The organism is Mesorhizobium sp. M8A.F.Ca.ET.202.01.1.1, from assembly GCF_004791595.1.
GTDB lineage: Bacteria > Pseudomonadota > Alphaproteobacteria > Rhizobiales > Rhizobiaceae > Mesorhizobium.
The window spans coordinates 144,605-157,343 of record NZ_SRUN01000016.1 but is presented as its reverse complement, the minus strand read 5'-3'; the positions used below and the strand labels follow the sequence as shown (position 1 = coordinate 157,343).

At 60.8% G+C, this 12,739-nt stretch carries 13 protein-coding genes and 2 pseudogenes; 10 read left to right on the top strand and 5 right to left on the bottom strand.

Annotation, left to right across the window (positions count from 1 at the left end; all coding sequences use genetic code 11):
* A pseudogene (locus tag EN845_RS29125) lies at nucleotides 1-307 on the top strand (integrase); the annotation flags it as partial.
* Nucleotides 308-438: 131 nt separating this feature from the next.
* Here EN845_RS29125 and EN845_RS29120 read toward each other — a convergent pair.
* The gene (locus EN845_RS29120; protein ID WP_127873267.1) at nucleotides 439-996 is read right to left on the bottom strand and encodes a dihydrofolate reductase family protein; all 558 of its coding nucleotides are present in this window, start codon (nucleotides 994-996) and stop codon (nucleotides 439-441) included.
* A 366-nt stretch (nucleotides 997-1,362) separates the two neighbouring features.
* On the opposite strand from EN845_RS29120, the gene EN845_RS29115 reads away from it, so the two are divergent.
* The gene (locus EN845_RS29115; RefSeq protein ID WP_245511834.1) at nucleotides 1,363-2,112 is read left to right on the top strand and encodes an outer membrane beta-barrel protein; all 750 of its coding nucleotides are present in this window, start codon (nucleotides 1,363-1,365) and stop codon (nucleotides 2,110-2,112) included.
* Nucleotides 2,113-2,585: 473 nt separating this feature from the next.
* Here the strand turns inward: EN845_RS29115 and EN845_RS29110 are convergent, their stop codons facing one another.
* Together EN845_RS29110 and EN845_RS29105 are read right to left on the bottom strand one after the other, a co-directional pair.
* Nucleotides 2,586-3,467, bottom strand: a complete 882-nt coding sequence (locus EN845_RS29110; protein ID WP_135897777.1) for a hypothetical protein — start codon at nucleotides 3,465-3,467, stop codon at nucleotides 2,586-2,588.
* Between the two features lie 253 nt (nucleotides 3,468-3,720).
* Nucleotides 3,721-4,065: pseudogene (locus EN845_RS29105) on the bottom strand (transposase); the annotation flags it as partial.
* A 144-nt stretch (nucleotides 4,066-4,209) separates the two neighbouring features.
* Between EN845_RS29105 and EN845_RS29100 the strand changes: the two are divergent.
* Nucleotides 4,210-4,779 carry a hypothetical protein gene (locus EN845_RS29100; RefSeq protein ID WP_127873264.1) on the top strand — a complete coding sequence of 190 codons (570 nt, stop codon included), beginning with the start codon at nucleotides 4,210-4,212 and terminating at the stop codon, nucleotides 4,777-4,779.
* Nucleotides 4,748-4,873: a hypothetical protein gene (locus EN845_RS36670; protein WP_281040993.1), complete on the top strand. Its 126-nt coding sequence runs from the start codon at nucleotides 4,748-4,750 to the stop codon at nucleotides 4,871-4,873. The genes EN845_RS29100 and EN845_RS36670 overlap by 32 nt, the downstream gene beginning before the upstream one ends.
* Nucleotides 4,874-5,227: 354 nt before the next feature.
* Here EN845_RS36670 and EN845_RS29090 read toward each other — a convergent pair whose 3' ends face one another.
* Nucleotides 5,228-5,845, bottom strand: a complete 618-nt coding sequence (locus EN845_RS29090) for a methyltransferase domain-containing protein (RefSeq protein WP_127873262.1) — start codon at nucleotides 5,843-5,845, stop codon at nucleotides 5,228-5,230.
* 348 nt (nucleotides 5,846-6,193) lie between these two features.
* On the opposite strand from EN845_RS29090, the gene EN845_RS29085 reads away from it, so the two are divergent.
* Together EN845_RS29085 and EN845_RS29080 are read left to right on the top strand one after the other, a co-directional pair.
* The gene (locus tag EN845_RS29085) at nucleotides 6,194-7,963 is read left to right on the top strand and encodes a portal protein (RefSeq protein WP_127873261.1); all 1,770 of its coding nucleotides are present in this window, start codon (nucleotides 6,194-6,196) and stop codon (nucleotides 7,961-7,963) included.
* Nucleotides 7,960-8,283 carry a hypothetical protein gene (locus tag EN845_RS29080; protein ID WP_127873260.1) on the top strand — a complete coding sequence of 108 codons (324 nt, stop codon included), beginning with the start codon at nucleotides 7,960-7,962 and terminating at the stop codon, nucleotides 8,281-8,283. Before EN845_RS29085 ends, EN845_RS29080 begins: the two co-directional genes overlap by 4 nt.
* Before the next feature lie 82 nt (nucleotides 8,284-8,365).
* Here the strand turns inward: EN845_RS29080 and EN845_RS29075 are convergent, their stop codons facing one another.
* On the bottom strand, nucleotides 8,366-8,740 hold the full coding sequence (locus EN845_RS29075; protein ID WP_127873259.1) for an endonuclease domain-containing protein: 375 nt from the start codon (nucleotides 8,738-8,740) through the stop codon (nucleotides 8,366-8,368).
* Nucleotides 8,741-9,017: 277 nt separating this feature from the next.
* Between EN845_RS29075 and EN845_RS35585 the strand changes: the two genes are divergently transcribed.
* From EN845_RS35585 to EN845_RS29055, 4 genes are all read left to right on the top strand, one after another.
* The gene (locus EN845_RS35585; RefSeq protein ID WP_189522903.1) at nucleotides 9,018-11,597 is read left to right on the top strand and encodes a hypothetical protein; all 2,580 of its coding nucleotides are present in this window, start codon (nucleotides 9,018-9,020) and stop codon (nucleotides 11,595-11,597) included.
* Nucleotides 11,598-11,600: 3 nt separating this feature from the next.
* On the top strand, nucleotides 11,601-12,038 hold the full coding sequence (locus tag EN845_RS29065; RefSeq protein WP_127873258.1) for a hypothetical protein: 438 nt from the start codon (nucleotides 11,601-11,603) through the stop codon (nucleotides 12,036-12,038).
* 88 nt (nucleotides 12,039-12,126) lie between these two features.
* Nucleotides 12,127-12,522, top strand: a complete 396-nt coding sequence (locus EN845_RS29060) for an SMI1/KNR4 family protein (RefSeq protein WP_127873257.1) — start codon at nucleotides 12,127-12,129, stop codon at nucleotides 12,520-12,522.
* Entirely contained in the window at nucleotides 12,519-12,719 is a 201-nt protein-coding gene (locus EN845_RS29055; protein WP_127873256.1) for a hypothetical protein, read from the top strand. The genes EN845_RS29060 and EN845_RS29055 overlap by 4 nt, the downstream gene beginning before the upstream one ends.
* Nucleotides 12,720-12,739: the final 20 nt, after the last annotated feature.

Below are 12,739 nucleotides of genomic sequence, written 5' to 3'. Positions count from 1 at the left end.
CACTCCAGCCCAGCATTACCGCCCGTCACAACGAGCCATGCCAAGGACGCCACCCGAGCCCGATTATCCGCAAGAGGCCGCGGTTCGCTGGGTGCGCCACAATGGCGAGATCAGGTGGAATGGCGGCTTCGTCTATGTCTCGCAATCACTGGCCGGCGAAGCCGTCGCGGCCATCGAAGCCGAGGACGGCCAATGGGCACTTACCTTCCATGATTATCCGCTTGGCATCATCGACACCAGACGTATGAAGCTCGTCCGCCGCAGCGCCGCGCCAACCAAACCGCTTGGCGCTGCGGCGGATGCATAGGGGGAGAACTGTTACCTATGTATCCGGTTCAATCTGTTACCCATCTATCGGCTGGACACAATCTCCCCCCTCGTGGACCGGTTGGGTGTTCCGGCCACGGCCATTCTGGGCGCCGTGGCAAATGAGTACGGTCAGCGCGCGCGGCGGTAATGCATGGCGACCACGCCGCTGCGGAGCGGCTTGGCCGAGATCAGCTCGAGCCGTCGCGTGCTGGGCAGCCCGCTCTGGTAGAGGGTCGGGCCGTGGCCTGCGATCCTGGGGTGCACGAGGAGCTTGTACTCGTCGATTAGATCCAGCCGGTCCAGCTCGGTCGCGAGCTTGCCGCTACCGAGGAGCACGCCGGCCGGGGTCGCATCCTTGAGCCTCTGCACGCCGGTGCGCAGGTCGCCGCCGATGTGGTGGCTGTTGGTCCACGGGAAGGCCTTTCGCGTCGATGACACGACGTATTTCGGCTTTGCCTCCAGCTTGACCGCCCACTCGCGTATCGCCGGCGGCGCCTCCGCGTCGCCGCGGGCGACTGCCGGCCAGTAGCTCTCCATCATCTCGTAGGTGACGCGACCCCACAGCATTGCTCCGCCCTCATCCATGAGGCGGGTGAAGAAGGCGTGCGTCTCGTCGTCGGCAATTCCCTCCTGGTGGTCGACGCAGCCGTCCAGGGTGACGTTGATGCTGAAGGTCAATAGTCCCATGCGGCGAGTCTAAGCCATACAATGGAGAACATGAAGGCCGATTGCTCACGGTTGATGTTGAACTTCCGCAATGGGTCGGCACACGAAGTGCACGAATTCCCGCCGTTCTCACGACTCCGCCGGTTGTCCGGTGATCCAATCCAGAAATGCTTCTTCGCCTGACGGACAGCCGCGCTCTTGTCGATGCTACGTCGTCAAAAAGTGCACTGTCACCATGTATATTAGAATCTGCTTAATTATTGCGCGACATATCTTCGAATGTTTGCGAGCTTCTCATTTTGGCGAAGTGATGCTGAAATAGCACAGTAAAGTATCGTGCTTTGACATATTCTCAAGTTGAGGGTTTCTGTGGGGCGGGAGAAGGCAGTGTACAAATTTCTTGCAATTCTTGCGGTTGCTGGGCTCGGCGCAACTGGCGCGTCGGCAGCCGACATGGCGGGGCCCGTTGTGGGCTCGGCTTACGATTGGAGCGGCTTCTACGCCGGCGCGCACCTTGGCGTAGCAAACGGTGATATCACCGCTACCGATGTCACGGAGCCATCCGGGGGCTTTTTTACAGACGCGGTTCCCGCGGGCACGGAGGGTTTCGATTTCAACAAGGCCGGCGTTGCCGGAGGCGCTCACATCGGCGCCCAGTATCAGTGGAACCAGTTCGTCCTGGGTGGCGAAGCGACCTGGACCGCGACGGATATCAAGAAGACGATCGTCAGCCCCTACTTCCCGGACAGCGATACCGAGACCGGCAAGATCTCCAACTACGTCACGGCAGTCGGGCGCATTGGCTATGCCTTCGATCGGGTCCTGATCTATGCGAAGGCCGGCTATGCCGGCGGCAAGGTCCGGTTCACGGCGCGCGACAACGATGCCTTGGTTACATATGAGAAGAACGACTGGCAAAACGGCTACGCGCTCGGCGCCGGGCTCGATTATGCCATTACCGACAACATATTGCTGGGCGTGGATTACACCCATGTCGATCTTGGGTCCAAGACCAGCACCGGCAACAACGTGTTCGATGACGGCTCTCTTGGAGCAAATCCGGAGACCTATCGTACCGATGCCAAGGTGGATGCGGTGATGGCGCGCATTACATACAAGTTCGGGATGGGTCAGTAGTCTTTCGAGCCCAGGTCCGTGTAGCATTACGGCGACAGCGCACTTTTTGCTGCTGTCGCCTGCCTCGGATGGCGGTGGCAGGTGCACGAATTCCTGTCGCCGGCCTGAAGGCCCCCGGAGCGATGGTGGCATGTGCGACAATTAGGAATTTTTTCCTAATTATATGCGTGACATAGCGATTCTCCGCTGTTATGGTTCGAAGGAACAGGCCGGCATGTAATGGAACTTAGGAAGATTTCCCGTGGCCAACGACAAAGCAGGACGTGCGAGGAAAATCTTAGCTGCTAGGCTTGCCGATCTGGCTACGGTGCACGGAAATGATTAGCCCGAGATCGTGAACGGGCTGTTAGATAACAATGCTGGTTTGCTCGTTGCGAGTTTGCTCGCGAGACAATTTCAATCTTCGGGGTGTGATCGAAAGCCTCGGAGTATGCGAACAGCGCGCGATAGAGCACTTTGCCGAGATCAGCCCGTCAGAGCGCTACTAACCGAAGATCAGCGCTTACATCCAGCGGTTCATTGTATTTGTTCCCCGCGTCAACACTCAGCGCGGGATCACAACATTCGCTCGCGAGAAGGTCGGTATCAAAAACTGGCACGACGGCGCTTCCGAATGCACCTATCATGTCCCATTCCCCCGCCGCAGCTACACAGAGATTACCGTTTTTTCGGATTCCGGCGCTCAGCTTGGCGACTCGACCGCTTACAAGGGTCATTTCTGTGCCGTGCATCGTGGCAATTGAGAATAGAACGAGGCCGCGTTCGACCGGCTTGAGCAGCTTTTGTTCTCTGTCTTCCAGAAGATTGTTCTTCTTGAGAACGAAGCAAAAGTCCCGCCATAAGGCTGCTTGTGTAAGCGTCGGCGTTGGCATCATTGAATTGAGGGAAGTCGTGAGGATTGCAGCCTCGTCTTTGGTCCTTGCAGATGTCAAACTGAGTTCGCCATTGGGGCCGGTGGAAAACTTCTGAAGTACGGCTTTTAGCGCCAACTCCGCCGCCTTCCGATTGAGCCCGGTTGTTCGGTTGATCTCCGACGAGTCCAGCTTACGGAACCGCTCCATTACGATTGAAGGGAAATCCGGAGGCAGGTTTTCTAGCTTGATTTGGAGGAAGGCTGGCTTCTTGCCTTGTTCGTTTAGGTTTGTCGAATTCATCCGCAGTTCTAAATATCGGAAAAAATCTCTTAGTTCCTGGGTCACGGCCCCTTTCGTCTTTGTGTCCGAGTGCGCCACGAAATCACCGATCTCGCGTATTGATGAGACGCCATAGCTTCGCTCTCGCAACCACAGAAGCAGTTTTGTGATATCGTCGTGGCGAAAGCCTTCGGCCAGAAGCCGTTCGACCCTCTTTCGCATCTCGTCGTTTCTGGCCATTGCCAACCTGATAGGACTGAATTGATACGCCATGACACCAACGGGACAAAGCGAACCGCACGATCAACGGCTTGACGAACGATAGAGCAACGGCGCGACGACGCATTACGTCGCGCAATGAAAACCCCTCCGTCCAAGCACGAGACGAAGGGGGAAGCCAAAGAAACAGAAGAGTCAATCTTCGGATCGAAAGCGCTGACGCTTCCGCCAGCGCAAGAATGCCTTGGCCTTCTGCCTAGGCGTGGCCGGCTTGGTCAGTTTGTAGATAGGTCAGCCGCTTGCCGGTCGTGCCGCGAATGAGGTCGTCGGCCCGCTCGGTATCGGTGACGCCAAGAGCCGTGCGGCGATTGTAGCGGAAATCGAACTCGGCAAGGTAGCGGTGCAGATGATCTTCGCCGCAGTGCTGGTAGACGCCGACCATGCCGCGCTTGAAGACTGAAAACACGTTCTCAATCGTGTTCGAGTGGATTGACACGCCACCCTCGTAGCGAGCGTATTCGCCAGCGAAATGATTGGTCGCCTTGTGTGAGGCATATTCCTCGCCGGTCACGGTGTAGAGCTTGGATTGGTCCGTGCGGAGAATTTATTCCTATAATCCTGTTGACTGCGTGAGGGCAGCAATGGTATATTTTATCCATGGTGCTGATTTGCGCCAACGACCCGCCCACGAGGCGGGTTTTGTTTTTTGGCGATGGTGCTTTCAGTCCCAGAAGGGGTGCGCCTCATGACCCTTCGCATCATCCCCGCCACGCTGCGCGATCTCTCCTACGTCGCCGCCAATCTGCGCCCCGAAGACCGCGCCGAGATCGACTGCCAGCTCGACCAGTGGTCGCCGTCGCTCTTGGCGCTGACCGCACTGCAGGGCTTTGCCTATGTCGCCGAGCTCGACGGCAATCCGGAGGCGGGGTTCGGCGCGGCCGAGCAGCGCGGCGGCCTGTGGATCGCCTGGAGCTGGGGTACGCGCCGCATGCGGCGCTGCGTGCCCGGGATCACCGAGTTCTTTCACGCCGTGCTTGGGCCTCAGGTGGCGGCGCGGGGCGCCTGGCGGGTCGAGGCGCGGGCGCTTGCCGCCAATGATCTGGCGCTGCGCTGGCTTGGCCGGCTGGGCGCCACGCAACGCTGCCTGTTGCCGGGCTATGGCCGCAACGGCGAAGATTTCTTCCTCTATGACTGGACAAGAGAAGGCTGGAACCATGTGTCTGTTTCAAAAACCACCGGAACTGAAGCCGCTGCCGCCGACGCCGACCGTGCAGGACAAGGATGTGCAGGCGCGCGAGGCGGCCCTGCGGGCTGAACTCGAACAGCGCCAGGGCACCGCCAGCACCATCAAGACCGACCTCGCACCGGGCAGCCTCACCGGCCAGCGCCGCGTGCTGCTTGGAGTGTGAACCATGACCGCGATGAAGCGCAGTTTTCGAAGGCGCGTGCTGGACTGGTGGTACTGGCGCCGGCACGCAAGGGCGGTGAAGAGGCGGGGTGGGTGAGGCTGCCGATCTCCCCCCTCGTGGGGGAGATGCCCGGCAGGGCAGAGGGGGGCGCGAAGGAACGCCTGCCGCTCCGGTTTGTAGCGTAACAACTTGCAGGACGGATGGGCCGGCGGGACAGTGCCCCCTCTCGCCTGCCGACCCGGCCCTTCGCTTTCGCTTCGGGCGTTCGTCGTTCGGAAAGCCAAGCAATTGGCTTCCCGTCCGCTACGCGGACCACTCCTCACCCCACAAGGGGGGAAGGCAACAGCGCCGCGCTCACCCTTTTCTTGCGAACGCCCAGACCATGAGCGGGTATTCCTCGTCGTTGCTGAGATCCCGCCATAACCCGTAAGCCCGTACCGGGCCGCCGATGTGGGCGCGGGCGCAGGCCTTGTTGCCCCAGCCATGGACCTTGACATTGGCTTCGGGGAAGCCGCCCTCGACCATCAGCTGTTTCAGGCCGGCGGGCGTCCATCTGTTGTAGTCGTGCGGCCTGGCGTGCACCCGAAACAGAAAGGGTGTCGCCACCATCGCCCAGCCTCCGGGCCTGGTCATGGCATGGATGTTCCGCACCGCCGCTTGCGGGCGCTGGACATGTTCCAGCACCTGGTCGGCGATGACGATGGAGTATTGCTCCTCGGTACGATCCTTGCAGATGTCGAAGGCGGGGAAGTCGACCGACCGATAGTTCGGGCACATCGCCCGCCAGTATCGGTTCCAGCCGGGCGAAACCTCGATGACGTCGGAGGCCTTGCGGTTTCCCGCTTCGAGGAAAAGGCTGAACGCCTCGATCTGGCGGATGCGCAGCCAGTTGCGGCTGTCATAGCCAATCAGCCGCTTGGCCACTTGTTTGCCGCGGTTTTTCAGGGTGCCGGCAAGGCTTGTCGTCGTCACATCGACCTCCTCGAAAACCCGCCCGCAAGGACAGCCTAGCCCCAGGAAGTGGGCAAAAGATGACAGGAAGAGGTGATCTCCCCCCAAGTGGGGGAGATGCCCGGCAGGGCTGAAGGGGGCGCTGTCCCGCCGGCGCTTCCGCCAAGCTTCTTCGATCTGTTCACCTGGCCAAGTTGGCTGAATTCACTTCAGAGGTCGGCGCTCTACGGCACCCCCCTCTGGCCTGCCGGCGTTCGTCGCTCAGAAAGCCAAGCAGTTGGCTTTCTGTCTGCTTCGCAAACCGCTCCTCAACCCCCGCGAGGGGGGAGATGGCAGCTCCAACCTCCGCGCAAACAAGCGAGGCCACCCATGACCGATTCCCGTGCCCGCGATATTCTTTCGCGCCAGTCCGAACTCGAGACCGAACGCAGCCAGTATGAGGCGGTTTGGGAGCAGGTGGCGGAGTTTTGCGACCCCGATGCCCCCGACATCTGGAACGGCCGGCGCGCTGGCGGGCCGGACTCGCAGGCCGAGCGGCAGGAGCGGCGCGGGTCCCGCGTCTACGCCAACACCATCAACTCGGCCGCCAATCGGCTGGCCGCGGGCCTGGAAAGCCTGATCATTCCGCAGTCGGAAAAATGGCATGGCCTGTCGACCGCCGCCATGAACGACGAGGAGACCGACGAGGAGAAGGAATGGGCCGAAAGCCTTCGCGATTTCCTGTTCTCGCTGCGCTACTCCGCCAATTCCAACTTCGTGCCGGCAACGCAAGCCTGCCTGCGCAATGTCGTGCGCTACGGCCCGGCCTATCTCTATGCCGAGGAAGGGTTCGGCGGCACGCTGATCCGCTATGCCTCGATCCCCGTGGTCGAGGGCTATCTCTGCCGCAACCGCTGGGGCCAGGTCGACATCTTCCACCGCCGCTACGAGCGCACGGCGCGGCAGGCCGCGCAGCTGCTCGGCTACGAAAAACTGCCGGCGCGCATCAAGGTGCTGGTCGACGATCCGGCCAAGTGCGAGGAAAAGATCTCGCTGATCCAGTGCATCCAGCCGCGCGACGAGCGCCAGCTATACGGGCAGGGCGGCCGCACCCGGTATCTCGACATGGCGTTCGCCTCCTATCACGTCATCGAGGACGAGGAGGAAATCGTCAGGGAAAGCGGGTTCCGCACCTTCCCGGTGTCGACCTTCAACTGGCGCCGCTATGAGGGCGACCCCTATGGCGTCTCGCCTGCTATCGAGGCGCTGACCACTGTGCGCGAGGAAAACGCCGTGCGCCGCTCCGGCCTGCGCGCGCTGCAGCAGATCACCGATCCGGCCACCGCCTCGAAGGCCAGGCTCGACTATGTGCCGGTGCTCAATCCCGGCGAGAATTATCCCGGCCTGATCGACGACAATGGCCGGCCGCTGATCCAGCCGATCTCGACCGGGCAGAACCCGACCTATGCCTTCAACTACGCCCAGAGCCGCGCCGACGAGATCCGCGACATGATGTTCGTCAACCTGTTCCAGACCCTGGTGCAGAACCCGCAGATGACGGCGACCGAAGCGCTGATCCGCCAGGAGGAGAAGGGCGCGCTACTCGGGCCCTCGGGCTCGATCATCCAGGCGGGCTTTGCCAGCAATCTCGACCGCGAGCTCGGCATTCTCGAGGACAAGGGGCTCTATGACGAGGACAGCCGGTTCGTGCCGCCGGAAAGCCTGGTCGGCAAGGCGGTGCGGCCGACCTTCACCGGCCCGCTCGACGTGCTGCGCCGCTCGGCCGAGGCGCGCGACACCATCCAGCTGGTGACGACGGCCATGCAGATGGCGCAGTTCGACCCCGGCGTCATGGACAACATAGACAGCGACGAGGCGATCAAGATCGTGCAGAGCGCCGGGCGCAGCCCGCAACGCATCTTCCGCCGCAAGGAAGAGGTGGAAGGTCTGCGGGATGCCCGCACCAAGGCACAGACCGCGCAGGCCGGCATGGCTGCGATCGCCACCGCCGGCAAGGCGGCCAAGGACGCGGTGCCGGCCGCCGTGCAGGCGCGCGACAGCGGGCTGCTCGACGGCCTGCAGCAGATGATGCAGGGCGGCGCGGCACCGGTCGCGGACGCCGGCGCCCAGGGCGCGATGCCGGCGGGTGGCGGCGCATGAGCCGCAAGCGTTTCGCCCACGCGGCGCAAAATGGCGGCCCGGCCAAGGCGCGCGAGGCGCTGGCCAAGGCCTATCTCCGGGCCTTTTCCGGCGAGGACGGCGAGATGGTGCTGGCCGATCTCACCGCCACGGTCGGCTATTTCAGGCGCCCGTCCTATGGCGAGTGGATGGCGCGGACCAGGACGCCCGCCGGCTTCGAACTGCACAGCGCGCTCAGCAATGCGCGGGCCGAGGTGGTGCAGCACATTATGGGGTTCCTGATGCTGGACGAAGCGCAGCTCGCGGCCCTGGAAAGGGCGGCGCGGGCGGAGGAGAGGTGAGGCGTCGAAGCTGCCCATCTCCCCCCTCGAGGGGGAGATGTCCGGCAGGACAGAGGGGGGCGCTGGCCCGCTGACGTATCCGCTATTCAACCGCGCCGCCGAGGCCAGCCGCGATCACGACATGCTGGCAGACATTGTCGATGTCGCGGATCACATCGTCATTCCAGAACCTCAGGACGGTCCAGCCGTCCTGCTCCAGGCGCACCGACCTTGCGTTATCGGCTGCCGCGGCATCGGCTCTGGCATGCTGGGAGCCATCGACTTCGACGATCAGCTTCTTCTCTGGGCACGCGAAGTCGACAATGTAACCCGCGATCGGAAATTGTCGCCGGAAGCCGAGCCCCATCAGCCTGTGCGCCCGCAGCTCGTTCCAGAGCTTCAATTCTGCATCGGTCATGACCTTGCGCATGGATTTGGCGTTCAGGCGCTGTCGGGGAGGCAATGGCGTATGAGGCAATGCGGTTCCCCTAGGGTGATCACGGTTGGCGCTCTACGGCGCCCCCCTCTGTCCTGCCGGACATCTCCCCCACGAGGGGGGAGATTAGCCGCTTCGCCGCCGGCGTCTCAACAATTGCCGTTGTAGCACCGGTCGTTAAGCGGCGGCAGTCGTCTGAAAATCCGCATACCCCGCCACACCCGCCGAAACCCACCATCCGCACTGCCGAACCGGCTGCCATCCCGGCGGCCCGTCGCTGCCTGCGCGCCTCTCAAAACCAGCTGGCAGGAAACAGCCAATGGTCCACGTCATTCCCCTTTCCGTCGGCCAGCGCCGGCTCGATACCGGCAATGCGGTGCAGTACCCGCAGGGCTCGCCGATCGGCGGCGCCATGCAGGGGCTGGGCGATCACCTCTCTGCCGTCGCCGAGCGCTACCAGCAGATGATGGCCCAGCAGGAGGCGTTCGACGCCGAGCTGGCGCGGCGCAAGTTCAATGGCCAGATCGCGCAGGCGGAAGACGAGGTGACGGCCAACGCACCAGCCGACGGCACCGGCCTGCATGAGGCCATGTATGGCCAGGTCAATCCGTACGACGGCCGGGTGGTGAAGGCCGGGCTGTTCGACAGGCTGTTCGCCGCCGCCTTGCCCGGCATGCCCGAAAGCCAGCGCGCCAACTTCGCCAGGCAGAAAGAGGCGCTGCGTGAGGCCGGCTCGCTTCGCATGGCGGCACGGCAGCTTCAGCGGCGCAAGGATTATGAGCAGGCCGAGGTCGACACGGCGCTGAAGACCAGCGCCATCGCCATCGGTAGCGCCGATCCCGACGATCACGTCACCTTCGAAGCGGCCCGGCAGCAAGGGCTCGACCTGATCGACAAGATGGGTGTCGACCCCGGCATCAAACAACAGAAGGCGAAGGACTGGTTCGGCACCGCGGCCAAGACCCGGTTCGAGGCGCTGATCGCCAAGGACCCGCAGCGGGCGCTGGCGATGTTCGGGGTGGGGATGGCGAAGGCTGGGAGCGACGGCGATACCGCGCAGGCTGACGGCAGTTCCCTTGCGGACGGCCCTAAGATGGCCGGCGGGAAACAAGGCCGCGTCGGCATTCAAACACCGGATGAACGCATAGCACAGGCGTTCAGGGACGACCTGCCGCGGCAGGAGCAGGAGGCGCTGGCTCTAAAGGCAAAGGTGGCGAAGTTCACCCAGGACGTCGAGCTTCGCGTCGCCATCGCTCGCGCCGAGGCGGACGCGCCAGACGAGATCGCGCGAACGGGCGCCTATTCCGGCGAGCTACCGGGCGAAGATGCTTACAAGATCATCTATGGCCGCGACGAGGGCATCAGGCGCCGGCAGGGTCTCGAATGGCAGACCGATGTCGGGAAGCAGATTTTCGACATGGGGACCATGCCGAACCAGGCGATCCATGCCGCCCTTCGCGATGCCGATGCGGGGCCGAATACGTCACCGGAGGACCAGGCGCGCCGTGAGGCAACCGCTGTCGCGGCAAAGCTGGTCCTGGAGAGGAGACGGGCCGATTCCGGTGGCTACGTCAGCGACTTGTCTTCAGACATTTCCACGGGTTGGAACGCTGTATTTGGCAGTGGGCCTTCCGATCCAGAGGCTTACGACCAAGACACATATGACAGAACGATAGAATTGTCTGTCGCCAAGCAAAAGGCACTGGGCATCGATGATGAAAATCTTCAGCCCGTGCCGTTCTCCATTCTCCTCAAGCTTGCCGAAGCTCGCGACAGCGGAGGCATGTACTTCATGGACAATTACGCCAAGGCAAGCGAGCTGTTCGCGCGCACGAAGGGGCCTGTGGCACGAGCAACCCTGGTCCGGGAATTGGACGATGCCGGTCTGGGCGGGATTCTCCCCGGCGGCAAGCCACGCCTTTCGGCGATCGAGGTGTTGCCAGCGGACGCCAACGCCCTTGGCAAGGTAGCTGCGAATGCCGGGATCGCTGTGGCCAACGTAAATGATTGGATTGCCTATGGCATGTCCGGAGGAACGATCAGCCCTCCAGACTACAAGGATGCCTACTACGAGCCTTCGAACAATGTCGAGAAGGTGATGATGCGTCAAGGCAGTGACGCATTGGGCTGGGCGATACCGATGCCCGCTTTCGGTCGAACCGCAGAGGCAGCGATACCGCGAGCAATTGGGTCGGTTGGTTCTGGTGCGGCAAAGCGATCTACAAGTAGCCTAGAAACCGCGAGTGCGCCAACCTCCGACGTTGCTGTTGGTCGGCTTGAGAAGGTAGGTGGCGGTGAGGGCACCGAGTCAGCCAGGCCGGCGAACGTACAGCCGGAGGATTTCAACAAACAATTCACGGAGTCGCTGGATGCAGCCGGGGGACTTCCGACCGTTGACTCCAACGCCCTCTCTGACGCTACGATGCCCAGCCCCGCTCAAGGCGTGCGCCGAGCGATCCGTTCGCCTCGGAAGTCAAAGCTGGACCGCCGGATATTCGCCGAAGTGGCAAGCGAGCTATTCGCCAGAGACGTCAATCGCGTAGAGCATCCTGGTGCGAAATTTGGCGAGGCGACTACAAATAACTACCGGAAAACGTATGCTGAGGCGAATCCAGACGTGGACATCAAGGATTTAGTTATTCATCATCAAGCCGAGCAGCAATTACTTAACAGGATTCTAAGCTTTCTGTCTGATAAAAAGATGAATTCGATAGAGAATCTTCGCGGAATCCCTAAGAAAATAAACGATATTCTTCATCTTGTTATATTAAGAATGGAAAACGACAAATTTCATGAAATGTTCCCTCACCCGACAGAGCAACAGATCCTGGATCATTCGACAATGATGGACAAGAAATATGGGCATCTTTTCGTTCCGCCCGTTGGGAAATATAGGTGAGTAATGGATTATTATTATGTGCAGCCATTCGTCGCTGGCGACTTTGGCAAAAATACGGTTCTCGACAACCGTGTTCATCCGCCGATTGTGCACAAGCTTCACTACGAGATTGACGTTTGGATCGGAGATGTCCTGATAAGAAGCTTTCCCTGTTATCTTGTCACGGACGAGGCTGAGCGGGAATTGTTGAAGATAGGTGTTTCTGGGGTGACATTTGCCGATGTCGAGGTCACTGCCTCGGAGCTGTTTCGTCGGCTGCAGCCAGAGACGAAACTTCCACATTTCGTCTGGATGAAGATCCATGGGCGGCCAGGTCATGACGACTTCGGCATGGCTCCGAACCACCAACTTGTCGTCTCAGAGTATGCTCTGGACGTGTTTGAGCGCCTCGGCAATCACTCGGCTGGGATTCGTTTATTCGACGAGCCGGAAAAGGATTGAATGATCTGGCATTACGGTGACAGTGCACTGTCTCGGGTCTCCAACAAGTCACTGGGTCAAGCTGCCTGAAAGACCTGGGAGGATAGCAGTGGCATATAGTTTAACTGAGGGGCAGTTCGACGCACCGGCTGAATCCGCAATCGTCGATGGCCTGTCCGCACGCTTGGGTGTCTATCTGCCCAAGGATTACACCGACTTCCTCAAAGAGCATAATGGGGGTGAAGGCTTCGTTGGCGACAACTACATTATTTTCTTCAAAGCCGAAGAGTTGGCAGACTTCAATCGAGAATATGAGGTTGAAAAATACGCACCAGGCATCCTGTTGTTTGCGTCAAACGGAGGAGGGGAAGCCTATGGCTTCGACACCCACGATGTGGAAATGCCAATCGTGCGCATCCCGTTTATATTTATGGAACGGCAATCCGCCGAGACGATAGCGCGAGACCTCGCCGAGCTATTTGCTACGCTGGAGGACTTGAAATGAGCGTACAAGATACAGCTTCTCGCTCCAAGGGCATGGAACTGTTCGAGATCAAACCGATTGCGGTTGGTGGCGATCCAGTTAGTTTGGAGAACAAGATCTGGTTGACCAGACAAGAGCATTTTGAAGTGGTGCGCTTCTGGAATCGAACTATCGAAAATCAGCGCAAGTCGTCGCTGGATCCACCATCAGGTGATTAGTGGAATATTCTTACATAAAG

Excerpts from the sequence above, each read along its gene's own strand:
- EN845_RS29085 (WP_127873261.1), top strand. The coding sequence starts at position 6,194 with ATGACCGATTCCCGTGCCCGCGATATTCTTTCGCGCCAGTCCGAACTC.
- EN845_RS29110 (WP_135897777.1), bottom strand. The coding sequence starts at position 3,467 with ATGCGAAAGAGGGTCGAACGGCTTCTGGCCGAAGGCTTTCGCCACGAC.
- EN845_RS29055 (WP_127873256.1), top strand. The coding sequence starts at position 12,519 with ATGAGCGTACAAGATACAGCTTCTCGCTCCAAGGGCATGGAACTGTTC.
- EN845_RS29100 (WP_127873264.1), top strand. The coding sequence starts at position 4,210 with ATGACCCTTCGCATCATCCCCGCCACGCTGCGCGATCTCTCCTACGTC.
- EN845_RS35585 (WP_189522903.1), top strand. The coding sequence starts at position 9,018 with ATGGTCCACGTCATTCCCCTTTCCGTCGGCCAGCGCCGGCTCGATACC.
- EN845_RS29080 (WP_127873260.1), top strand. The coding sequence starts at position 7,960 with ATGAGCCGCAAGCGTTTCGCCCACGCGGCGCAAAATGGCGGCCCGGCC.
- EN845_RS29120 (WP_127873267.1), bottom strand. The coding sequence starts at position 996 with ATGGGACTATTGACCTTCAGCATCAACGTCACCCTGGACGGCTGCGTC.
- EN845_RS29065 (WP_127873258.1), top strand. The coding sequence starts at position 11,601 with ATGGATTATTATTATGTGCAGCCATTCGTCGCTGGCGACTTTGGCAAA.